This is a genomic window from Sphaerotilus microaerophilus (genome assembly GCF_023734135.1).
Taxonomy (GTDB): domain Bacteria; phylum Pseudomonadota; class Gammaproteobacteria; order Burkholderiales; family Burkholderiaceae_C; genus Sphaerotilus; species Sphaerotilus microaerophilus.
In genome coordinates this window covers 4,769,981-4,792,038 of record NZ_AP025730.1, presented here as the reverse complement: position 1 = coordinate 4,792,038, position 22,058 = coordinate 4,769,981, and the positions used below count along the sequence as shown (strand labels likewise).

Sequence of the window (22,058 nt, the reverse complement as noted above, 5' to 3'; positions counted from 1 at the left end):
CGGTCAATGCCCGTGGGCGTGAGGAGGATGCGCGTGGCCATGTCCATGGTCATGGTCACGGCCGTGCGTGTGCCCATGCCCGCCACCGTAGGCGCCGCCCTCCGGCTCGAAGGCCTCGGCTGCTTCGCTGACAACCAGGTGCTGGCTGCGCAGCATCTCGGCCAGCACGTGGTCAGGCTCCAGTTTCAGGTGGTCGGGTTGCAGTTCCAGAGGCACGTGGCGGTTGCCCAGGTGGTAGGCGGCGCGCAGCAGGTCGAAGGGCGTGCCGTGCTCGACGCAGGCGCGCACCACCAGCACCGGCTGCGGGGCGGCGCGCACCAGAACCAACGAGCCATCCTCGGCCACCAGCACATCGCCGCCGCGCACCTGGCTGCCGCGCGGCAGGAACACGCCCAGGCGCCGGCCGCTGGAATCGATGGCCTCGAAGCGGCTCTTCTGCCGCAGGTCCCAGTCCAGCTCGACGCTGGGTGCGCGCTGCAGCAGCACCCGCGCGAGGCCGCGGCCCTGCGGGATCAGCTTGTGGACGGTGAGCATGCGGGTCAGAACAGGAAGTAGCGCTGCGCCATCGGCAGCACGCTGGCCGGCTCGCAGGTGAGCAGCTGGCCGTCGGCACGCACCTCGTAGGTCTGCGCGTCGATGTCCATCACCGGCGTGTAGGCGTTGTGGACCATGTCGGCCTTCCTGACGCTGCGGCAGCCGCGCACCGCCACGACGGGGCGCTGCAGGCCGAGCCGCTCGGGCAGGCCGGCGGCCTGCGCCGCCTGGCTGACGAACGTGAGCGAGCCGCGCGGCAGCGCCCGGCCGTAGCTGCCGAACATCGGCCGGTAGTGCACTGGTTGGGGCGTCGGGATGCTGGCGTTGGCGTCGCCCATCGCGGCGGCGGCGATGAAGCCGCCCTTCATCACCAGCGCCGGCTTGACGCCGAAGAAGGCCGGCTTCCAGAACACCAGGTCGGCCCACTTGCCCACCTCGATCGAGCCGACCTCGTGCGCGATGCCGTGCGACAGCGCCGGGTTGATCGCCAGCTTGGCGACGTAGCGCTTGACGCGCGCGTTGTCGTGGCGCGCGCCGTCACCCGGCAGGCCGCCGCGCTGCAGCTTCATCTTGTGCGCCGTCTGCCAGCAGCGGATCAGCACCTCGCCAACGCGGCCCATCGCCTGCGAGTCCGACGAAAACATGCTGATCGCGCCCAGGTCATGCAGGATGTCCTCGGCCGCGATGGTCTCGCGGCGGATGCGGCTCTCGGCAAAGGCCAGGTCCTCGGCGATGCCGGCGTCCAGGTGATGGCACACCATCAGCATGTCGAGGTGCTCGTCCAGCGTGTTGACGGTGTACGGGCGCGTCGGGTTGGTGGAGGAGGGCAGCACGTTGGCCTCGCCCACCACCTTCATGATGTCCGGCGCGTGGCCGCCGCCAGCGCCCTCGGTGTGGAAGCTGTGGATCGTGCGGCCCTTGAAGGCGGCGATGGTGTCCTCGACGAAGCCGCTCTCGTTGAGCGTGTCGCTGTGGATGGCCACCTGCACGTCGGTGGTCTCGGCCACGCTCAGGCAGCAGTCGATCGCCGCGGGCGTGGTGCCCCAGTCCTCGTGCAGCTTCAGGCCGATCGCGCCGGCCTCCACCTGCTGCTGCAGCGCCTCGGGCCGGCTGGCGTTGCCCTTGCCGAAGAAGCCCAGATTCATCGGGAAGGCCTCGGCCGCCTGCAGCATGCGCGCCAGGTTCTCCGGCCCCGGCGTGCAGGTGGTGGCGAAGGTGCCCGTGGCCGGGCCGGTGCCACCGCCGATCATCGTGGTGACGCCCGACATCAGCGCCTCCTCGATCTGCTGTGGGCAGATGAAGTGGATGTGTGTGTCGATGCCCCCGGCGGTGACGATCATCCCCTCGGCGGCGATGACCTCGGTGCCCGGGCCGATGACGATGTCCACGCCCGGCATCACGTCCGGGTTGCCGGCCTTGCCGATGGCGGCGATGCGCGAGCCGCGCAGGCCGATGTCGGCCTTGACGATGCCCCAGTGGTCGACGATCAGCGCGTTGGTGATGACGCAATCCACCGCGTCGCCCGCGCCCGGGCCGTTGGGCCGCTGGCCCTGGCCCATGCCGTCCCGGATGGTCTTGCCACCGCCGAACTTGACTTCTTCCCCATAGCCACCCGCGCGCAGCGTCAGGTCCTGCTCGACCTCGATGACCAGCGCCGTGTCCGCCAGGCGCACCCGGTCGCCGACGGTGGGGCCGAACATCTCCGCATACGCCCGCTTTCCGATTCTTGCCATGTCAGAGCTTTCCTTGAACGAGGCCGCGGAAGCCGTAGACCGCACGGTCCCCGGCGTAGTCGACCAGCTCGACAGTGCGCTGCTGGCCGGGCTCGAAGCGCACCGCAGTGCCGCTGGCGATGTTCAGGCGCATGCCCTGCGCGGCGGCGCGATCGAAGCGCAGCGCGCCGTTCGTTTCGGCGAAGTGGTAATGCGAGCCGACCTGGATCGGCCGGTCGCCGCTGTTCTCGACCACCAGGGCGAGCGTGCGGCGCCCGGGGTTGAGGGTGTGCTCGCCGTCGTCAACGAGCAGTTCGCCGGGCACCGCGCCGGCAGGCAGGGACTGGGTGAGAGACATGGGCTGGCCTTGTGTCGATGAGCCGCGCAGCGGCTCAGGCGATGGGTTGGTGCACGGTCACCAGCTTGGTGCCGTCGGGGAAGTTGGCCTCCACCTGGATCTCCGGGATCATCTCGGCCACGCCCTCCATCACGTCGGCGCGCGTCAGCACGTGCTGGCCCTCGCCCATCAGCTCGGCCACGCTGCGGCCGTCGCGGGCGCCCTCCATGATCGCGGCGCTGATCAGCGCCACCGCCTCGGGGTAGTTGAGCTTCAGCCCGCGGGCGCGCCGGCGTTCGGCCAGCAGCGCAGCGGTGAAGATCAGCAGCTTGTCCTTTTCTCGGGGAGTCAGTTCCATCTCGCTACGCTCGACGCATGTTGGTCAGCCCGAGCAGCCTGCGGCTGACCTCGGGGAGTGAGTTCCATGGGCCAGCGGGTGTGCAGGAACAGTGCCAGACCCTGCCGGACCTGGCCGGTTGGCGCGCATCGTGCGTGCGGCCCGGCGCGATGCACCAGGCACCCGAATCACGCACCATTCCGATCCATGACGCGGGCACCGCATCGGTGCGCCAGCGCGTCGTGAAGGTGCGCCGCGACTACAACCGCTGGGTGGCCAGCGAGACGATGGAGGACGACGCGCTGCGCTTCGCCGCGCGCGCGCACCGCCGCTGGAGCGCCTGGCGGGTGGCCAACACGGCGTTTGGGGCCTCCTCCTTCCTGGTGCTGGAGGCGGTGGGGGCGACGCTGCTGCTGCAGTTCGGCTTCGTCAACGCGGCCTGGGCCATCCTCGCCACCGGGCTGGTGATCGCCCTGGCCGGCCTGCCGATCAGCGTCTACGCGGCCCGCCACGGGCTGGACATGGACCTGCTGACGCGCGGTGCGGGCTTCGGCTACATCGGCTCGACCATCACCTCGCTGATCTACGCGAGCTTCACCTTCATCTTCTTCGCCCTCGAAGCCGCGGTGATGGCCTACGCGCTGGAGCTGGCCTTCGACATCCCGCCGGCCTGGGGCTACCTGGCGTGCGCGCTGGTGGTCATCCCGATGGTCACGCACGGCGTCACGGTGATCAGCCGGCTGCAGGTCTGGACCCAGCCGCTGTGGCTGGCCATGCTGCTGCTGCCCTACGTCGTGGTGTTCCAGAAGAACCCCGGGCTGCTGGGCGAGCTGGCCCAGTACGGCGGCCAGCCCGGGTTGACCCGGTTCGACTGGAAGGCCTTTGGCGCGGCGATGACGGTGGGCATCGCGCTGATCACGCAGATGGGCGAGCAGGCCGACTACCTGCGCTTCATGCCCGAGCCCGGGCCGGACCGGCGCAGCCGCTGGCGCTGGTGGCTGGGCACGCTGGTGGGCGGGCCGGGCTGGGTGATCCCCGGCGTGCTGAAGATGCTCGGCGGTGCGCTGCTGGCCTTCCTGGCGCTGGGGCTGATGGTGCCGCCCGAGCGGGCGGTGGACCCCAACCAGATGTACCTGGCCGCCTGGGAGCACGTCTTCCCGCGCTACGGCTGGGCGGTCGCCGCGACGGCGCTGTTCGTGGTGGTGTCGCAGCTCAAGATCAACGTCACCAACGCCTACGCCGGCTCGCTGGCCTGGAGCAACTTCTTCTCCCGCGTGGCGCACAGCCACCCCGGGCGGGTGGTGTGGGTGGTGTTCAACACCGGCATCGCGCTGGTGCTGATGGAGCTGGACGTCTTCCAGGCCATGGGCGGCGTGCTGGGGCTGTACTCCAACATCGCGATCGCCTGGATGATGGCGGTGGTGGCCGACCTGGTGATCAACAAGCCGCTGGGCCTGTCGCCGCCGGGCATCGAGTTCAAGCGCGCCCACCTGTACGACATCAACCCGGTGGGCGTGGGGGCGATGGGCATCGCCTCGGCGCTGTCGGTGGCCGCCTACCTGGGCCTGTTCGGGACGATGGCGCAGGCCTGGTCGGCGGCCATCGCGCTGGTCGCCGCGCTGGTGGCGGCGCCGCTGATCGCCTGGGCCACGCGCGGGCGCTGGTACCTGGCGCGCGGGCCGCAGGCCGAGGCGGCGCGCGAGGCGCTGGCGCTCGGGGTGCGTCGGCCCTGGGCGGGGCGCCCCGTCGAGGGTTCGTACCGCCGGCTCGCCCCCTTGCAGCGCTGCGTGGTCTGCGAGCGCGACTACGAGGGCGAGGACGTGGCGCAGTGCCCCGCCTACGGCGGGCCGATCTGCTCGCTGTGCTGCACGCTGGACGCGCGCTGCCACGACCTGTGCAAGCCCGACGCGCGGCTGGCGGTGCAGTGGGCCGCGCTGCTGCGGCGCGTGCTGCCGCGCCGCGCCTGGCCCTACCTCGACAAGGGCCTGGGCCACTACCTGATGCTGATGCTGCTGCTGGGGCCGGCGCTGGCGCTGCTGTTCACCCTGCTGTTCGAGCAGGAGATGCGCCTGCTCGGCCTGCACGAGGACCTGCCGGCGGGCATATTGCTCGGCGTGGTCGGCCCGGCGCTGCAGGCCGGCTTCGTCAAGGCCTGCGCGGCCCTGCTGCTGGTGGGCGGCGTCTTCGCCTGGTGGCTGGTGCTGGCGCACCAGAGCCGCGAGGTGGCGCAGGAGGAGGCCAACCGCCAGACCCAGGCGCTCAACGAGCAGGCCGAGGTGCTGCGCGCCGAGATCGAGAGCCACCGCCGCACCGACGCCCAGCTGCAGGAGGCCCGCCGCGTGGCCGAGCTGGCGCGCAGCCAGGCCGAGGCCGCCAGCGGCGCCAAGACGCGCTACATCACCACCATCAGCCACGAGCTGCGCACGCCGCTCAACGCCATCCTCGGCTACGCCCAGCTGCTGGAGGAGGACGAGGCCATGCCCGCCCACCGCCGCCAGGCCGTGGGCGTGATCCGTCGCGGCGGCGACCACCTGCTCTCGCTCATCGAGGGCACGCTGGACCTGGCGCGCATCGAAAGCGGCAAGCTCAAGCTGGATGTGCGGCCGATGCGCTTTTCCGATTGCATGAGCGAGATCGCCGGGCTGTTCGAGTTGCAGGCCCGGGCCAAGGGCATCCGCTTCCGGCACGAGTTCTCCGCCCACCTGCCTGAGGTGGTGCGCGCCGACGAGCGGCGGCTGCGCCAGATCCTCATCAACCTGCTGGGCAACGCCGTCAAGTTCACGCCCGCGGGTGGCGTGGGGGGCGCTCCGGCTGGCGAGGTGCGCCTCGGCATCCAGTACAGCGGCCAGATGGCGCGCATCGAGATCAGCGACACCGGCCCGGGCATGAGCGCGGCCGAGCTGGCGCGCGTGTTCGAGCCCTTCGAGCGTGGCGGGGCAGGGGGTGGTGCGTCCGGTGCTGCCGCCGTGGCGGGTGGCACCGGGCTGGGCCTGACCATCAGCAAGATGCTCACCGACCTGATGGGCGGCGAGATGACCGTGCGCAGCACCCCCGGCGAGGGCACCCGCTTCTTCCTGCGCCTGTTCCTGCCGGCCGTGGCGGCCAGCGAGCTGCCCGCCGCCGGGCCACTGGCTCCAGCGCGCCAGCGCCGCGGCTACCTTGGGGCGCGCCGGCGCATCCTGGTGGTCGACAACGAGGAGGCTGACCGCGGCCTGCTGGTCTCGCTGATGCAGCCGCTGGGCTTCACCATCGACCAGGCCGCCTCGGGCGACGCTGCCCTGGTGCGGCTGGCCGCCGCGGCGCCGGCCGACTGGCCCGACGCGGTGTTCATGGACCTGGCCATGCCCGGCATCGACGGCTGGGAGACGCTGCGTCGCCTGCGGCTGATGCGCACCGACGCCGGCCTGCCCGAGCTGCCGGCGGCCATCGTCTCGGCCAACGCCTTCGACCGCGCGCTGGACAACGACGTGGGCATCGCCCCGGCGGACTTCATCGTCAAGCCGGTGCGCCTCGGCGAGCTGCTCGACTGGCTGGAGCGCCGCCTCAGCCTGGTGTGGACCGATGCGGCCGAGGTGCCGGCGGCACCGGCAGGCACGGCGTGCCACGCGCGGCCCGATGCGCTGCTGGTCTTCCCTCCTGCGGACCAGCTGCAGGCGCTGGGCGAGCAGGTCGGCCTGGGCTACCTGCGCGGTGCGCTGCGCTGCCTGGACGACATCGCCGCCACCGACCCGGCGCACGCCCCCTTCGTCGAGCGCATGCGCGGCTTTGCCCGCGCCTTCCAGCTCGACGCGATGGCCGCGCTGCTCCAGCAGGGGCTGAGCCCGTCACCGCCTGACACCGCCTGACACCGCCTGACACCGCCTGACACCGTCTGACACCGCCTGACACCGACACTGCGACCAAGACCCCATGAACGACTCCGCGAGCGCCGCTGTGAACGCCCCGCCGACCCTGGACCGCAGCGCGGGCGAGGTCGTGCTGATCGTCGACGACGTGCCCGACAACCTCGCCGTGCTGCACGACGCCCTCGACGAGGCCGGCTACACCGTGCTGGTGGCGCTGGACGGCCCGACCGCGCTGGCCCGCGCCGTGCAGGCCCACCCCGACATCGTGCTGCTCGACGCCGTGATGCCCGGCATGGACGGCTTCGAGGTGGCGCGCCACCTCAAGGCCGAGCCGGCCACCGCCGCCATCCCGATCGTCTTCATGACCGGGCTGACCGACACCGAGCACGTCGTCGCCGCCTTTGCCGCCGGTGGCTGCGACTACGTCACCAAGCCCATCCGCGTGCCCGAGGTGCTGGCGCGCATCGCCGCGCACACCCACACCGCGCGCGAGCAGCGCCAGGCCCGCAACGCGCTGGACGCCTTCGGCCATGCCACGCTGGTGGTGCGGCTGATCGACGGCCGGCTGGTCTGGCAGACCGCGCTGGCGCGCCAGCTGCTGGCCCGCCACTTCGACAGCGACGGCCGGCGTGCCCCCGTGGCGCTGCTGGCCTGGCTGCAGCGCGAGGCCGGCCGGCTCGGCAACGTGGACGGCCCGGTCGCACCGGCTCCGTCGGTGGAACTCGACGCCGCCGGGCGCCGCCTGCGCTTCACCCTGCACGAGGCCACCGGCGAGGGCGAATGGCTGCTGGTGATGCGCGAGGCCGACGACGGCGCCGTGACCGAGGCGCTGATGCTCGCCTTCGCCCTCACCACCCGAGAGGCCGAGGTGCTCTACTGGGTGTGCAAGGGCAAGACCAACCGCGACATCGGCGACATCCTCGGCTCCAGCCCCGCGACGGTGAAGAAGCACCTGGAGCACGTCCACGCCAAACTGGGCGTCGAGACGCGCACGGCGGCGGCGTCGCTGGCGATCAGCCGGGTCAGGGAGCTGGCGCCGGGGCGGTGACCGCCGGTACCAGCGTCCCCCTGCCCCCTCGACACCTGGTGCGCCGCCCGGTGCAGGCAGGCGATGAAGCGCCGCACCGCCGGCTTGAGCAGGGTGCCGGGCTTCGAGATGGCGCTCAGGGGCAGGTCCAGCGGGCCGGTGTACCCCCTCTTCGCCGCTTCAGTCGAAGCGCGGTCCACGCTCAGGCCCAGGCCTCGCCCAGCGTCTCCACCTGCTGCAACACCAGCTCGACGGCCTCTTCAGCCAGGTCGGGCGGGTACTTGTACTTGCGCAGGATGCGCTTGACCATCAAGCGCAGCGTGGCGCGCACGCTTTCGCGCTGGGCCCAGTCCACGCTGATGTTCTTGCGCAGGTTTTCGGTCAGCTCGTGGGCAATCTTCTTGAGCGTCTCGTCGCTCAGTTCGCGCACGGCCGACTCGTTGTTGGCCAGGGCGTCGTAGAACTTCACCTCGTCGTCTGACAGGCCCAGCTGCTCGCCCCGGTTGGCAGCGGCCCTGAACTTGCGCGCCATCTCCACCAGCTCTTCCATCACCTGCGCGGTCTCGATGCTGCGGTTCTGGTAGCGGGTGATGACGCTGGCCAGCAGGTCGGAGAATTTCTTCTGCTGCACCACGTTGGTGGCGAACTTGGCTCTGATTTCGCCTTCGAGCAGGCGTTCCAGCAGCTCCACCGCCAGGTTCTTCTCGGGCAGGTTCTTCACCTGCGACAGGAACTCCTCGTCGAGCAGGCCGATGTCGGGCTTGTCGAGCCCCACGGCATCGAAGATGTCCACCACCGCCTCACTCACCACCGCTTGATTGATGATCTGCCGGATGGCAGCGTCGCGGGCCTCGTCGGTCTTCTTCTGCTGGCTGAGGTCGCGCTTGGTCAGGACGACCTTCACCGCCTGCATGAAGGCCACCTCATCGCGGACCGCCCGGGCCTCGTCGAGCGTGCAGCACAGGCTGAAGGCCTTGCCCAGGGCCAGCGTGCTGTCGGCGAAGCGCCTCTTGCCGTCGCGCTGTCCCTTTCCACTCGGGTCCTTGCCGTCGGCCCTCACGCCCGAGTCCAGGCCCAGGACGTGATTCGCTGCACCGGCCAGTGTCCGGTGCCCCCCGGTCTTGAAACCGCTGTAGTCGCAGCCGTGCAGCATGGCCCGCAGCACGTCGAGCTTTTCGAGCAGCACCGACAGCGCCTCGTGCGCGTCCACCGTCGGCCGGCCACGGCCCTGGCTGGCGGTGTACTCCTTCATGGCGGCCTTCAGCTCGTTGCCGATGCCGATGTAGTCCACCACCAGGCCGCCCTGCTTGTCCTTGAACACCCGGTTGACGCGGGCGATGGCCTGCATCAGGTTGTGGCCCCTCATGGGCTTGTCGACGTACATGGTGTGCACGCAGGGGGCGTCGAAGCCGGTCAGCCACATGTCGCGCACGATGACCAGCTTGAGCGGGTCGGCGGGGTCCTTGAAGCGCTTCTCCAGCCGCTTCTTGACCTGGCTGCTGTAGATGTGCGGCCGCAGCAGCGCCCGGTCACTGGCGCTGCCGGTCATGATGATCTTGAGGGCCCCTTGCTCGGGGTCGTCGCTGTGCCAGTCGGGGCGCAGCTTGATGATTTCGTTGTAGAGGTGGACGCAGATGTCGCGGCTCATGGTCACGACCATGGCCTTGCCGTCCTGCGCCCGGTTGCGTTCTTCGAAATGGGCCACCAGGTCGGCCGCCACGCTGGCCACGCGCGGTTCGGCGCCGACCACCTTCTCCAAGGCCGCCCAGCGCGACTTGAGCCTGGCCTGCGTGCCTTCCTCTTCGTCCTCGGCCAGCTCGTCCACCTCGTCGTCGATGAGGGGCAGGTCCTCCTCCTTCAGCTTCAGCTTGGCCAGGCGGGACTCGTAGTAAATGGCGACCGTGGCCCGATCCTCCTTGGCCTGCTGCATGTCGTAGACATGGATGTAGTCGCCAAACACCGCGCGGGTGTCTCGGTCGGTGCTGCTGACCGGCGTGCCGGTGAAGGCCACGAAGGTGGCGTTGGGCAGGGCGTCGCGCAGGTGCTGGGCATAACCGGCCACATACGCGACCTGGTCGCTGGTCTTGTACTCGGCCGGCACCAGTTCAGCGGTCAAGGTCTGAGCGCCACCGCCTGTGCTCAGCGCCGCTGGGGGAGCGGCCTTCCCCACGGCCTTCCCCACGGACTTCACCTTGCGGGTCTTGAGCCTGGCCTCGAAGCCGTATTGCGTGCGGTGCGCCTCGTCGGCGATGACGACGATGTTGTGCCGCTGGCTGAGCACCGGGAACAGGTCCTCGTCCTCGCCGGGCATGAACTTCTGGATGGTGGCGAACACGATGCCGCCCGAGGGCCGGTTGCCCAGCAGGCGCCGCAGCTCCTGCCGGGTGGTGGCCTGCACCGGCTGTTCGCGCAGCAGGTCCTGCGCCAGGCTGAACACACCGAAGAGCTGGCCGTCCAGGTCATTGCGGTCGGTGATGACGACGAGGGTCGGGTTGGCCATCGCCGGCTCCTGCATCACGCGCGCCGCGAAGCAGGTCATCGTGATGCTCTTGCCGCTGCCCTGTGTGTGCCAGACCACGCCACCCTTGCCGCGCAGGTTGGCGGCACTGTCGGGACGTGAGGCAGCCACCACATGCCCGATGGCCGCGCGCACCGCGTGGAACTGGTGGTAGCCCGCCACCTTCTTGACCAGGTTGCCGTCGTCCTCGAACAGGACGAAGAAGCGCAGGTAGTCCAGCAGCACCTTCGGGTCGAGCACACCACGCACCAGGGTCTGCAACTCGTCGAACGTGCCCAGCGGGTCCAGGTTCACGCCGTCGATGGTGCGCCACTGCTGGAAGCGCTCGGCGTTGGCCGAGAGCGACCCCATGCGCGCGTCGGTGCCGTCCGAGATGACCAGCAACTCGTTGTACTGGAACACGTCCGGCACCTGCGCCTTGTAGGTCTGAATCTGGTCGTAGGCCTTCCAGATGTCGGCGTTGAGGTCGGCCGGGTTCTTCAGCTCGATGAGCACCAGCGGCAGGCCGTTGACGAACAAAACGATGTCCGGCCGGCGCGTGTGGTGCGGCCCTTTGATGGTGAACTGGTTGACCGCCCAGAACTCGTTGCCACCTTGCCCAGGTACGGGCGCCGCCCAGTCCACCAGGCGCACGAAGTCGCCCACCGTTTCGCCGCCCCGTTGGTACTGCACCGGCACGCCGCCCACCAGCAGCTTGTGAAGCGCCCGATTGGCCGACAGCAAGGCCGGGATGCCAAGGTCTTGCACCCGCTGCAGCGCGTCTTCGCGGGCGGCAGTTGGGATGTCGTGGTTCAAGCGCTGGATGGCCTCGCGCAGGCGCAAGGGCAGCACCACCTGCCGATAGCTGGCCCGCTGCGGGTTGCTGCCGTCGTGGGCGATGTCCGGGCCCGCGTGCACCGCGTAGCCCAGCTCGGCCATCCAGCCCAGCGCTTCTTGTTCGAGTTGGTCTTCGGTCATGGACTCCCTGCCCTGTGCTTTTTCTGTTTGCTCCCCTTCCAGCTTGACTACACTGGTGGGCTAAGTGGATTGGGGGTTCCCGGTCGGCGCTACAGCCTCGGTGGGGTCATCGGGGCTTTTCGCTTTCTGGTCCCGGGCTGCACCGCGGCCGCCTGCCGATGCCTAGCGATAAAGCACCTAAGTGCTTGATTTTAAAAGGTTTCCATGGAATTTGGTAGCCCCTGAAGGTTTGCGTTTAAGCACTGCTTACCTACGCCCAGAAGGGCAAGTAGCGGGCGTAACGCGTGGATGTGGTGTCGGATTCGTCGGCCTTGATGAGGCCGGCATCCTTGGTCGCGCCTATCACCTGCGACGCGGTGGCAGTCTTCGACTCGGGCAACCTGAAGCGCTCACGCAGGCTCTGGTTGGACATGCGCTCGTTGCTGACGTACTTGAGCGCACAGTGCTGGTAACAGGCACGAATGCGGTCGGGCTTGCTCATGTCGGCGAAGTCCTGATGGGCGAACAGCACGGCCGTCGTGCGTGTCTCGCTGACGCGGAAGTCAGGCGCAGGCAGCTGATACACCTCGGCCAAGTGAACCACCTTGTCGATGCCGCTGCCCTTCTCCTCGCACAGGCCCATGCGCCGCATCAGTTCGGCCAGGCGCTCGTTGCGTGAGCGGAACTCGTCAATGAACCGCTCCACCTTGATGGGCGGCTGGCCAGGATTGGAAACTTCCAGGCGGTCGGTATACATCTCGACCATGACCGACTGCCCACTGGCCTCGAAATCCTGGTGCACCAAGGCGTTGGCCACCAGCTCACGGATGGCCTGGCGGGGGAACATCTTGACCTCCTCGCGCACCACCTGCTCCACAAAGCGGTTGAGCGGCGCCGATGAATGCACGAAGTCCACCAGGCTCTCGAAGCCCACCGCATAGCCTCGCACGCCGGGCTTGTCCTCACGGGTGGTCAGCTTGTTGATGCCTTCGTAGATGACGACTCTGGGCGCCTTGCGGGCCAGCTCAGACGAGAAGGCATCCAGGCGCTTGGCCAGCAGGATGGCCGCCAGGCGGGTGATGCACCAGCCGTCCGCCTGGTCAAGCACCAGCCGCTCCTGCGCCAAGCGGGCCAACACGCCGTCACGATGGGTGGGATAGGGCAGCCCCAGCAGCTCGAAGAACGACTGTGTATCGAGCAGCGCCACCACCTCATCGGGGCTGGCACCACTGCGGGCGGGCTGCTCGAACCAGTCGGGCCCGCCTTCGGCCAAGATGCGCCGGAGCTGGTCTGGCGACATCGGCACCAGTTCCTCGCCCGCACGCATCAGGTAGGCGCCTTCATGGTGCAGTGGGGTACCCGCCGGGCGCGGCGGAATGGAAAACACCAGCACGCGGCCATCCGGGTGCATAAGCTCCTGCACCTCTACGCGCATGCGCAGCGCTTCCAGGATGCGTGCAGTGATCTCCCCTCGGTTCTGGAACGCCTGGGTGCCCACCACCCGCCGGGGGCGCTTGTCCGTCACCCCCAGCACCAGATGCCCGCCGCCCTCGTTGGCCAGCGCCACGCAGTAGCGCAGCAGCTTGGTGGTGTCGTACTGCTGCTTGGCCTCCTTGAACTCCAGGTGCTCATCCTCCGGCGCATCGGTCAGCCAGCGGTTCAGGGTGTCGAGGGTCATCATGCGGTGGCCGCCTCCACTGTTTCGATGGCCTCAGGCAGGCGCAGTTGGCCGGAAATCAGGCGGGGGAGCAGGGTATCGCGTAGGGCTGCCAAGTTCCTGGCGCTGTTCTCATTCAGCGCCACACGGGCCTTCAGAGGTTCAACTACCGCGTCAAACGCGGCCAGCACATCCCGGGGCGGAACCAAAATCGACATCACGCCTAACTTGGTTCTCGAAAGCTCAGTCTGACCCGTCGAGCCTTCTCCCATGGCCTCAATTTCCGGCTGCGCCCTTGCCAGCCATTGACCGAGATAGGGCCAGCTCAGCCGATTTCCGGCGCGAACGACGGTGACGTGGGAGTCAACAATGGCCGGCTCAGGCAGTTCGAGAACCTGCGCGACGCGGCCCAGCGTGCCCACCCCGGTGGAATTCACCAACACATCGCCTATGACCAGCTCACGCCCGTCAATCTTGCGTTGCGACGTGTCATGGCGGCGGCCTTTGGTGTAGTCCACCGAAAAGTCTCGGATGCACTTCTGGTTGAGCACCAGTACGCCGCCTTCTTCAAGGTATTTGGGCGACAGCCCGCGATTGAGGTAGGCGCAAACTTCCGCAAGACTAGAGCGCGTCCAGCCTCTCGGGAGGCTCCCCAGGGCCGACTCGTCGAACCCATCCGGAAACTGCGCCGCCGTGGCTTCGTCCATGCCTTCGGGAGTGCGGCCTTCCATCTTGGCGCGCACGGGGTCGAAATCGACGAACCACGACTTGAACAGCGCCTGGGCGATGGCTTCGAGCGTGGCGTTGGTTTCGCGCAGGAGGGTGATGCGGTCGTCGAGAGCGGATAGCGTTTTTGCGACTTCACGTTGCTCAGGTAGTGACGGGCAGGCTACCGCCAAACCGCGTATGACTGGCAAATTCAATCGTTCAGCCACCGTGCCATCGCGAAAGCCGTGGATGTGTCCAAAAACTTGGGGAGAATTGAGCCAGTAGCGAAGAAAAGCATGATCAATTCTTGAGCTGTCTGGTCTGATCAACACCATGCGCTGCCCAAGGCAAACCTTTATTCCTTTTGGAACTTCTGCAGCAATACCAAAGTAGGTGCCTTCCCGGCTGTAAACCAAATCCCCGAAGCGTGGTTCAACGCGCTTAATCCGCTCCGCGTAAGTATCGGCAGAAACATGAGCTGCATCGTTCATCAGAAACGTGCCAGACCGTACGTCTTGTGAACGCACAACGAACGGTGCTGTAAGGTCGTCGACCAGTTTCGGGGTCGAATGTGGGCAGTCATAAACATCCGAAATCGCATCTAGGCGTTCCCATGACCAATTCGGGGTTATTGAAGAGGCGAACAACGGTAAGAGCAACGGCTTTGCTTCAGAACTCATACCCCAGCCCCCCCAGCTTCTGCCGAATCAGCGCATCCAACTCCGCGCCTCTGGCCATTTGCTCGCCCAGCTTCTCGGTGAGCTTCTGCATCTTGTCGGCAAAGGCTTCGTCGTCGTCCTCGACCTCTGCGGCGCCCACATAGCGCCCCGGCGTCAGAACGTGGCCGTGCTGGGCCATCTCGGCCAGCGGGACGCTGCGGCAGAAGCCGGGCATGTCAGCGTATTCGGTGACGGTGGCACCGGCTTCCACCTCGCCGCGCCAGGCGGCCACGGTGTCGGCAATACGCGCAATCGCGGCGTCATCCAGCTCGGCCTGCACGCGGGAAATCATCTTGCCCAGCTTGCGCGCGTCAATGAACAGCACCTCGCCCTTGCGCTTCTTCTGCTTGGCCAGGAACCAGAGGCATGCCGGAATCTGGGTGTTGAAGAACAACTGGCCCGGCAGCGCCACCATGACTTCCACCACGTCGGCATCGACCATCGCGGCGCGGATGACGCCCTCGTTGTTCTGGCTGGAACTCATCGAGCCGTTGGCCAGCACGATGCCCGCCCGGCCGGTGGGCTTGAGGTGGTGCAGCATGTGCTGCAGCCAGGCGTAGTTGGCGTTGCCCTGCGGCGGGTCACCATAGTGCCAGCGCGGGTCGCCTTCCAGGCTGCCGTGCCACCAGTCGCTGATGTTGAAGGGCGGGTTGGCCAGCACGAAGTCGGCGCGCAGGTCCGGGTGCTGGTTGCGGGTGAAGGTGTCGCCCGGCTCGCGGCCCAGGTTGAAGTCGATGCCCCGGATGGCCAGGTTCATCGCAGCCAGCCTCCAGGTGGTGGGGTTGGCTTCTTGTCCATAAATGGATACGTCGCCCAGCTTGCCGCCGTGCGCCTCGATGAACTTCTCGGACTGCACGAACATGCCGCCCGAGCCGCAGCAGGGGTCGTAGACCTTGCCGTGGTGCGGGCTGAGCACGGCCACCAGCGTCTTGACGATGGAAGCCGGCGTGTAGAACTGGCCGCCGCGCTTGCCTTCGGCGCTGGCAAACATGCCCAGGAAGTACTCGTAGACCTGGCCGAGCACGTCGCGCGCCTGCGCCGCGTTGGTGCCGAAGCCGATGGTGGAAATCAGGTCCACCAGCTCGCCGAGCTTGCCGTCGGGCAGTTGGGCGCGGGCGTAGCGCTTGTCGAGGATGCCCTTGAGCTTGGGGTTTTCGCCCTCGATGACCGTGAGCGCGTCGTCGATGCGCTTGCCGATGTCGGGCTGTTTGGCCGCCGCGCGCAGGGCCTCCCAGCGGGCCGCTTCGGGCACCCAGAAGACGTTGGCGGTGGTGTAGTAGTCGCGGTCCTGCAGCTCGGCGGCGATGTCTTCATCGTTGGCGTTGCCGTAGAAGTAGTCGTCTTCCGGGTCGCGCAGGCGCGCGGCCAGCTCGGCGGTGCGGGCGGTGAAGGTGTCGGAGATGTACTTGACGAAGATGAGCCCGAGCACCAGATGCTTGTACTCGGCGGCGTCCATGTTGGCGCGCAGCTTGTCGGCGGTGGCCCAGAGGGTCTTCTTGATGTCGTCGAGCATGGTTGCGTGGTTGCGTGGGTGCGTGACAGCGCCTGTGATTGTGATGTCTGAGCCGGCGCCCGGCGGGCCGGAGCGCCCCCGCACCTACGCCACTCGGCGTATTTGCGCAGCGCAGCATGGCTCGGACACTGGCAGCCATGCCGGGAGCGGCACTTGAACAAGAAGGCGCTCCCGGCTCCGGTCACCAACCCAGGAGCCCCCGTCCATGCAAAGCACCCGTCGTTCCTTCGCTGCCAAGGTGAGCGCCGTCGCCGTTGGCGTCGCCGCTCTGAGCCTGCCGCTGTTCGCCCAGGCCGCCGACACCATCAAGGTCGGCATCCTGCACTCGCTGTCGGGCACGATGGCCATCTCCGAGACGGTCCTGAAGGACGTCGCGCTGATGACCATCGACGAGATCAACGCCAAGGGCGGCGTGCTCGGCAAGAAGCTGGAGCCGGTCGTCGTCGACCCCGCCTCCAACTGGCCGCTGTTCGCCGAGAAGGCCAAGCAGCTGATCGACCAGGACAAGGTGGCCGCCGTGTTCGGCTGCTGGACCTCGGTGAGCCGCAAGTCGGTGCTGCCGGTCTTTGAAGAGAAGAACTCGCTGCTGTTCTACCCCGTGCAATACGAAGGTGAAGAGCTCAGCAAGAACGTGTTCTACACCGGTGCGGCGCCCAACCAGCAAGCGATTCCGGCCGTCGAATACCTGATGAGCAAGGACGGCGGCAGCGCCAAGCGCTTCGTGCTGCTGGGCACCGACTACGTCTACCCGCGCACGACCAACAAGATCCTGCGCGCCTTCCTGAAGGCCAAGGGCGTGGCCGAGTCGGACATCATGGAGGAGTACACCCCCTTCGGTCACTCCGACTACCAGAGCATCATTGCCAAGATCAAGAAGTTCGCTTCCGAGGGCAAGAAGACCGCCGTGGTCTCGACCATCAACGGCGACTCCAACGTGCCCTTCTACAAGGAACTGGGCAACCAGGGCCTGAAGGCGACCGACGTGCCGGTGGTGGCCTTCTCGGTGGGTGAAGAAGAGCTGCGCGGCGTGGACACCAAGCCGCTGGTGGGCCACCTGGCGGCGTGGAACTACTTCATGTCGATCAAGAACCCGACCAACGCGGCCTTCATCAAGCAGTGGAGCGACTACGCCAAGGCCAAGGGCATTGCCGGCCACAAGGACAAGCCCCTGACCAATGACCCGATGGAGGCCACCTACATCGGCCTGCACATGTGGGCCAAGGCGGTCGAGAAGGCCAAGTCCACCGACACCGACAAGGTCATCGCGGCCATGGCCGGCCAGACCATTCCGGCTCCCGGCGGCTTCACCTCCACGATGGACAAGGAAAACCACCACCTGCACAAGCCGGTGTTTATCGGCGAGATCAAGGCCGACGGCCAGTTCAACGTGGTGTGGAAGACCAAGGGCCCGGTCGTGGCCGACCCGTGGAGCGACTACATCGCCGAGAACAAGGGCAAGAAGAACGTTCCCGCGAAGAAGTGACCACCCCCCGTTGCGGCTGACGCCGCTCCCCCCTCAAGGGGGGCGACGCGAGTGGACCGGCGAAGCCGGATCCACCGCGCCTGCTGGAGGGCGCGGGCGGCGTTGCCGGCCCGCGTTTTTTGTTGATCGAAGGCACTGCCGATGCGACGGATCCTCTTGCTTCTGCTGCTGACTTTGGGCGTGCTGGCCACGCCTGTGGTCCGAGCCCTGACACCCGAGGAAGCGACGGCGATCGCTTCCGGTGAGACTGACGACCGCATCGCGGCGCTCAACAAGGCCACCGCGCAGGCCGACCCCGCCCTGGCGGTGCTGGTGCAGGCGCTGCTGGACGACGCCGTGAAGGTGGCCGGTGGCAAGGCCTATGTCACGCTGGACGGCAAGACGGTGCTGGCCGGCACCTCGACCGCAGCGACCGCGCCGGCCGATGCCGAGGACGTGGTCAACAACAACCGCATGCGCGGCGCGCTGGAAGCCGCGCTGGGCTCGCTGAGGCTGGTGTCGCCGCAGGTGGAGACCCGCCGCGCTGCACTGGTCGAGCTGGCCAAGCAGCAGCTGGAGGAAGCCCAGCTGCCTCTGATCGACAAGGCCTGGGGTGCCGAGACCGATGCCACCCTGAAGGCGCAGCTGGAGCGCATGCGCGCCACCATCCTGGTCAGCGCCAGCGACAAGGGCAAGCGCCTGGCCGCGGCACAGTCGCTGCTGTCCAGCGGCGAGTCCGGCGTCAAGAGCCTGCTGCAGGAGCGCCTGGCGGCGGGCGCCGAGGCCGACCCGGAAGTGCGTGCCGCGCTGCAGGCCGCGCTGACGGCGGTGGAAGGCCGGCTGGCCTGTGGCGAGCGCCTGGGCGTGCTCTTCACCGGCGTGAGCCTGGGCAGCATCCTGCTGCTGGCCGCGCTGGGCCTGGCCATCACCTACGGCCTGATGGGCGTGATCAACATGGCCCATGGCGAGCTGATGATGATCGGCGCCTACGCCACCTACGTGGTGCAGAACCTGTTCCGCCAGTACCTGCCGGGCGCCTTCGACGCCTACCTGCTGGCGGCCATCCCCATGTCCTTCCTGGCCTCGGCGCTGGTGGGCGCGGCGCTGGAGCGCAGCGTCATCCGCTGGCTCTACGGGCGCCCGCTGGAAACACTGCTGGCCACCTGGGGCATCAGCCTGGTGCTGATGCAGGGCGTGCGCAGCCTGTTCGGCGCGCAGAACGTGGCGGTGGAGAACCCGGCCTGGCTGTCCGGCGGCGTGGCGGTGTTCAGCAACCTGACGCTGCCCTACAACCGCCTGGCCATCCTGGTGTTTGCCGCGGCGGTGCTGATCGGCGTGGCGCTGCTGATCGCCAGGACCCGCCTGGGCCTGTTCGTGCGCGGGGTGACGCAGAACCGCCGCATGGCCGCCTGCATGGGCGTCAACACCGCCCGCGTGGACACCTACGCCTTCAGCCTGGGTGCGGGCATCGCCGGCCTGGCCGGCTGCGCGCTCAGCCAGGTGGGCAACGTCGGCCCCGACCTGGGCCAGAGCTACATCGTCGACAGCTTCATGGTCGTGGTGCTGGGCGGCGTGGGCCAGCTGGCCGGCACCGTCTACGCCGCGCTCGGCCTGGGGCTGATCAACAAGTTCCTGGAAGGGTATGCCGGTGCGGTGCTGGCCAAGATCATGGTGCTGGTGTTCATCGTCATCTTCATCCAGAAGCGTCCGCAAGGCATGTTCGCGATGAAGGGCCGCTCTCCGGAGGCTTGAACCATGGGTGCCGTCTTGAACTCCTCTTCCGACTTCTCGCTGCAGCCGCGCCGCGGCCTGCTGCTGGGCCTCAAGGGCTGGACTGGCGTGGTCGCCGCGCTGATCACCGTGGCGGTGCTGGTGCCGGTGCTGAACCTGCTGGTGCCCGCGGGCTCCGCGCTGCACCTGGGCGACTACTACGTCGCGCTGGTCGGCAAGATCATGTGCTACGCCATCTGCGCGCTGGCGATGGACCTGATCTGGGGCTACACCGGCATCCTCAGCCTGGGCCACGGCCTGTTCTTCGCGCTGGGCGGGTACGGCATGGGCATGTACCTGATGCGCCAGATCGGCACCGACGGCCAGTACCGCTCGCAGCTGCCGGACTTCATGGTCTTCCTGAACTGGAAGGAACTGCCCTGGACCTGGACGCTGTCCGACAGCTTCATCGCCCAGATGCTGCTGGTGATCCTGGTGCCCGGCCTGCTGGCCTTCGTGTTCGGCTACTTTGCCTTCCGTTCGCGCATCAAGGGCGTGTACTTCTCCATCATCACCCAGGCGTTGACCTATGCAGCGATGCTGCTGTTCTTCCGCAACGAGACCGGCTTTGGCGGCAACAACGGCTTCACCGACTTCAAGCGCATCCTCAGCATCCCGATCGCCCAGCCCTCCACCCGCATGGTGTTGTTCGTGCTGACCGGGTTGACGCTGATCGGCTTCTTCCTGATGGCGCGCGCGATCGTCAACAGCAAGTACGGCCGCGTTCTCCAGGCCATCCGCGACGCCGAGAGCCGCGTGATGTTCACCGGCTACGACCCCATCGCCTACAAGCTCAGTATCTGGACGCTCAGCGCGGTGATGTGCGCCATCGCCGGGGCTCTGTACGTGCCGCAGGTGGGCATCATCAACCCGGGTGAGATGAGCCCGGCCGCCAGCATCGAGATCGCCATCTGGGCGGCGGTGGGCGGGCGCGGCACACTGATCGGGCCGATCGTCGGCGCCTTCTTCGTCAACGGTGCCAAGAGCTGGTTCACCCAGGTGTTCCCGGAGTTCTGGCTGTACTTCCTGGGCGCGCTGTTCATCGCCGTCACGCTGTTCCTGCCGAACGGCATCGTCGGCCTGGTCGGCAAACTCACCGGCCGCAGCAAGAAGGATGTGAAGGAGGTGCGCGCATGACACCCGAACTGATGCAGGCCGGCACCCGGCTGAAGATCGAGCACGAGGCCCGCCTCGCAGCCTCCACCGGCAAGACCGAATCGGGCGGGCGCTCGGCCTCCTATGGCCGGCTGGTCCAGCACGGCGAGCCGGATTTCACCCAGGGCGTGGCGCTGTACCTGGACGACATCACCGTCAGCTTCGACGGCTTCAAGGCCCTCAACGCGCTGAGCCTGACCATCAACGTGGGTGAGCTGCGCTGCATCATCGGCCCCAACGGTGCGGGCAAGACCACGATGATGGACGTCATCACCGGCAAGACCCGTCCGGACGCCGGACGCGCCAGCTTCGGCTCCACCATCGACCTGCTGCGCCTGCGCGAAAACGAGATCGCCACCATCGGCATCGGCCGCAAGTTCCAGAAGCCCACGGTCTATGAGGAGCTCAGCGTCTTCGAAAACCTGGAGCTGGCCCTGGCCGCCGACCGGCGCGCGCGCGCCAGCCTGTTCCACCGCCTGAGCGGGCAGCAGCTGGACCGCATCGGCGAGATCCTCACCCTCATCCACCTCAAGCCCTCGGCCCAGCGCACCGCCGGCCTGCTCAGCCACGGCCAGAAGCAGTGGCTGGAGATCGGCATGCTGCTGATGCAGGACCCCAAGCTGCTGCTGCTCGACGAGCCCGTGGCCGGCATGACCGACGAGGAGACCGAGCGCACCGCCGAGCTCTTCCTGAGCCTGGAAGGCCGTCACTCGCTGGTGGTGGTCGAGCACGACATGAAGTTCGTCGACCAGCTCACCGAAGGCCGCAAGACCGTCACCGTGCTGCACGAGGGCAGCGTGCTGGCCGAAGGCAAGCTCAGCGAGGTGCAGGCCAACGACAAGGTGGTTGAGGTCTACCTTGGTCGATGAATCCGACCCCGCTGTGACGGACCGCTGCCGCCGGGTACCCGCCCGCCTCCGTGTCCTCCGCCTTCGCCCCTGCGGGCCGAAGGCTCCCCCTTTACCTGCGGCGGACGGGCACCCGACGTCATCGGCCCCGGCCCCGTGGTGTTCCTTGTCGATCTCCCGAGGTCCCCATGCTCAAAGTTGACGGACTCAACCAGTACTACGGCGGCAGCCACATCCTGCGCGGCCTGGGCTTCGAGGCCCAGCTCGGTGAGGTCACCGTCGTGCTCGGCCGCAACGGCGTGGGCAAGACCACCCTGCTCAAGAGCCTGATGGGCGTGGTGCCCATCAAGACCGGCAGCATCGCGCTGGATGGGCAGGACATCAGCCGCGATGTTCCCTACGAGCGCGTGCGCAAGGGCGTGGGCTACGTGCCGCAGGGCCGTGAGATCTTCGGCCGCCTGACGGTGGAAGAAAACCTGCGCATGGGCCTGGCCTACAAGAGCGGCTCCACGCCCATCCCGGCCGAGCTGTTCGAGCTCTTCCCCATCCTCAAGCAGTTCCTGCACCGCCGCGGCGGCGACCTGTCCGGTGGCCAGCAGCAGCAGCTGGCCATCGCGCGGGCACTGGCCGCCGGCCCCAAGCTGCTGATCCTGGACGAGCCCACCGAGGGCATCCAGCCCAGCATCATCAAGGACATCGGCCGGGTGATCCGCATGCTGGCGGACCGCAAGACGATGGCCATCGTGCTGGTCGAGCAGTACTACGACTTCGCCGCCGAACTGGCCGACCAGTACCTCGTGATGGAGCGCGGCGAGATCATCGCCCGTGGGCGCGGCCACGAGATGGAGGCCAATGGGGTGCGGGGGTTGATGTCGATTTGAGGGGAATGGCCCGGACCTCGGTCATGGGGTGAGCAATACTGCACAGCATTCGGCCGCAGTCACGCCCATCCGAAGCATTGACAGGGGTCAACCTGACCG

15 protein-coding genes are annotated in these 22,058 nt (G+C 67.8%); 7 read left to right on the top strand and 8 right to left on the bottom strand.

What is annotated here, in order from left to right:
- Positions 1–3: 3 nt before the first annotated feature.
- Genes ureE through ureA form a run of 4 tightly spaced genes read right to left on the bottom strand, consistent with a single transcriptional unit; the run spans position 4 to position 2,941 of the window.
- Positions 4–534 carry an urease accessory protein UreE gene (gene ureE / locus NGK70_RS20440; RefSeq protein WP_251970316.1) on the bottom strand — a complete coding sequence of 177 codons (531 nt, stop codon included), beginning with the start codon at positions 532–534 and terminating at the stop codon, positions 4–6.
- 5 nt (positions 535–539) lie between these two features.
- The gene (gene ureC, locus NGK70_RS20435; protein WP_251970315.1) at positions 540–2,267 is read right to left on the bottom strand and encodes an urease subunit alpha; all 1,728 of its coding nucleotides are present in this window, start codon (positions 2,265–2,267) and stop codon (positions 540–542) included.
- Position 2,268: 1 nt separating this feature from the next.
- The gene (locus NGK70_RS20430; protein WP_251970314.1) at positions 2,269–2,604 is read right to left on the bottom strand and encodes an urease subunit beta; all 336 of its coding nucleotides are present in this window, start codon (positions 2,602–2,604) and stop codon (positions 2,269–2,271) included.
- Positions 2,605–2,638: 34 nt separating this feature from the next.
- The gene (gene ureA / locus NGK70_RS20425) at positions 2,639–2,941 is read right to left on the bottom strand and encodes an urease subunit gamma (RefSeq protein WP_251970313.1); all 303 of its coding nucleotides are present in this window, start codon (positions 2,939–2,941) and stop codon (positions 2,639–2,641) included.
- Positions 2,942–3,090: 149 nt separating this feature from the next.
- Here ureA and NGK70_RS20420 point away from each other — a divergent pair, with 149 nt between their 5' ends.
- Together NGK70_RS20420 and NGK70_RS20415 are read left to right on the top strand one after the other, a co-directional pair.
- Positions 3,091–6,765: a hybrid sensor histidine kinase/response regulator gene (locus NGK70_RS20420; RefSeq protein WP_428985621.1), complete on the top strand. Its 3,675-nt coding sequence runs from the start codon at positions 3,091–3,093 to the stop codon at positions 6,763–6,765.
- Positions 6,766–6,829: 64 nt separating this feature from the next.
- Positions 6,830–7,813: a response regulator transcription factor gene (locus tag NGK70_RS20415; RefSeq protein ID WP_251970311.1), complete on the top strand. Its 984-nt coding sequence runs from the start codon at positions 6,830–6,832 to the stop codon at positions 7,811–7,813.
- A 181-nt stretch (positions 7,814–7,994) separates the two neighbouring features.
- On the opposite strand, the gene NGK70_RS20410 is transcribed toward NGK70_RS20415, so the two are convergent.
- The 4 genes from NGK70_RS20410 to NGK70_RS20395 all read right to left on the bottom strand — a co-directional run bounded on the left by NGK70_RS20410 (position 7,995) and on the right by NGK70_RS20395 (position 15,843).
- Complete coding sequence (locus tag NGK70_RS20410) at positions 7,995–11,267, bottom strand: type I restriction endonuclease subunit R (protein WP_251970310.1); 3,273 nt, start codon at positions 11,265–11,267, stop codon at positions 7,995–7,997.
- A gap of 250 nt (positions 11,268–11,517) precedes the next feature.
- Positions 11,518–12,927: an ATP-binding protein gene (locus NGK70_RS20405; protein ID WP_251970309.1), complete on the bottom strand. Its 1,410-nt coding sequence runs from the start codon at positions 12,925–12,927 to the stop codon at positions 11,518–11,520.
- Positions 12,924–14,102: a restriction endonuclease subunit S gene (locus tag NGK70_RS20400; protein WP_251970308.1), complete on the bottom strand. Its 1,179-nt coding sequence runs from the start codon at positions 14,100–14,102 to the stop codon at positions 12,924–12,926. Before NGK70_RS20400 ends, NGK70_RS20405 begins: the two co-directional genes overlap by 4 nt.
- A gap of 178 nt (positions 14,103–14,280) precedes the next feature.
- Entirely contained in the window at positions 14,281–15,843 is a 1,563-nt protein-coding gene (locus NGK70_RS20395) for a class I SAM-dependent DNA methyltransferase (RefSeq protein WP_251970307.1), read from the bottom strand.
- Between the two features lie 205 nt (positions 15,844–16,048).
- On the opposite strand from NGK70_RS20395, the gene urtA reads away from it, so the two are divergent.
- From urtA to urtE, 5 genes are all read left to right on the top strand, one after another.
- Positions 16,049–17,326 (top strand): urea ABC transporter substrate-binding protein, encoded by a 1,278-nt coding sequence (gene urtA / locus NGK70_RS20390; RefSeq protein ID WP_251970306.1) that lies wholly within the window; start codon positions 16,049–16,051, stop codon positions 17,324–17,326.
- 141 nt (positions 17,327–17,467) lie between these two features.
- A complete protein-coding gene (gene urtB / locus NGK70_RS20385) occupies positions 17,468–19,057 on the top strand; it encodes an urea ABC transporter permease subunit UrtB (RefSeq protein ID WP_251970305.1) in 1,590 nt (529 codons plus the stop codon).
- A gap of 3 nt (positions 19,058–19,060) precedes the next feature.
- Complete coding sequence (gene urtC / locus NGK70_RS20380; RefSeq protein ID WP_251970304.1) at positions 19,061–20,212, top strand: urea ABC transporter permease subunit UrtC; 1,152 nt, start codon at positions 19,061–19,063, stop codon at positions 20,210–20,212.
- Complete coding sequence (gene urtD, locus NGK70_RS20375; RefSeq protein WP_251970303.1) at positions 20,209–21,099, top strand: urea ABC transporter ATP-binding protein UrtD; 891 nt, start codon at positions 20,209–20,211, stop codon at positions 21,097–21,099. Before urtC ends, urtD begins: the two co-directional genes overlap by 4 nt.
- A 167-nt stretch (positions 21,100–21,266) precedes the next feature.
- Positions 21,267–21,959, top strand: coding sequence for an urea ABC transporter ATP-binding subunit UrtE (urtE, locus tag NGK70_RS20370; RefSeq protein ID WP_251970302.1), 693 nt, complete (start codon positions 21,267–21,269; stop codon positions 21,957–21,959).
- Positions 21,960–22,058 lie beyond the last annotated feature (99 nt).

What these genes read in the sequence shown, in the direction of transcription:
- ureE (WP_251970316.1), bottom strand. Translation starts at nt 534, where the DNA reads ATGCTCACCGTCCACAAGCTGATCCCGCAGGGCCGCGGCCTCGCGCGG.
- ureC (WP_251970315.1), bottom strand. Translation starts at nt 2,267, where the DNA reads ATGGCAAGAATCGGAAAGCGGGCGTATGCGGAGATGTTCGGCCCCACC.
- NGK70_RS20430 (WP_251970314.1), bottom strand. Translation starts at nt 2,604, where the DNA reads ATGTCTCTCACCCAGTCCCTGCCTGCCGGCGCGGTGCCCGGCGAACTG.
- ureA (WP_251970313.1), bottom strand. Translation starts at nt 2,941, where the DNA reads ATGGAACTGACTCCCCGAGAAAAGGACAAGCTGCTGATCTTCACCGCT.
- NGK70_RS20420 (WP_428985621.1), top strand. Translation starts at nt 3,091, where the DNA reads ATGCACCAGGCACCCGAATCACGCACCATTCCGATCCATGACGCGGGC.
- NGK70_RS20415 (WP_251970311.1), top strand. Translation starts at nt 6,830, where the DNA reads ATGAACGACTCCGCGAGCGCCGCTGTGAACGCCCCGCCGACCCTGGAC.
- NGK70_RS20410 (WP_251970310.1), bottom strand. Translation starts at nt 11,267, where the DNA reads ATGACCGAAGACCAACTCGAACAAGAAGCGCTGGGCTGGATGGCCGAG.
- NGK70_RS20405 (WP_251970309.1), bottom strand. Translation starts at nt 12,927, where the DNA reads ATGATGACCCTCGACACCCTGAACCGCTGGCTGACCGATGCGCCGGAG.
- NGK70_RS20400 (WP_251970308.1), bottom strand. Translation starts at nt 14,102, where the DNA reads ATGAACGATGCAGCTCATGTTTCTGCCGATACTTACGCGGAGCGGATT.
- NGK70_RS20395 (WP_251970307.1), bottom strand. Translation starts at nt 15,843, where the DNA reads ATGCTCGACGACATCAAGAAGACCCTCTGGGCCACCGCCGACAAGCTG.
- urtA (WP_251970306.1), top strand. Translation starts at nt 16,049, where the DNA reads ATGCAAAGCACCCGTCGTTCCTTCGCTGCCAAGGTGAGCGCCGTCGCC.
- urtB (WP_251970305.1), top strand. Translation starts at nt 17,468, where the DNA reads ATGCGACGGATCCTCTTGCTTCTGCTGCTGACTTTGGGCGTGCTGGCC.
- urtC (WP_251970304.1), top strand. Translation starts at nt 19,061, where the DNA reads ATGGGTGCCGTCTTGAACTCCTCTTCCGACTTCTCGCTGCAGCCGCGC.
- urtD (WP_251970303.1), top strand. Translation starts at nt 20,209, where the DNA reads ATGACACCCGAACTGATGCAGGCCGGCACCCGGCTGAAGATCGAGCAC.
- urtE (WP_251970302.1), top strand. Translation starts at nt 21,267, where the DNA reads ATGCTCAAAGTTGACGGACTCAACCAGTACTACGGCGGCAGCCACATC.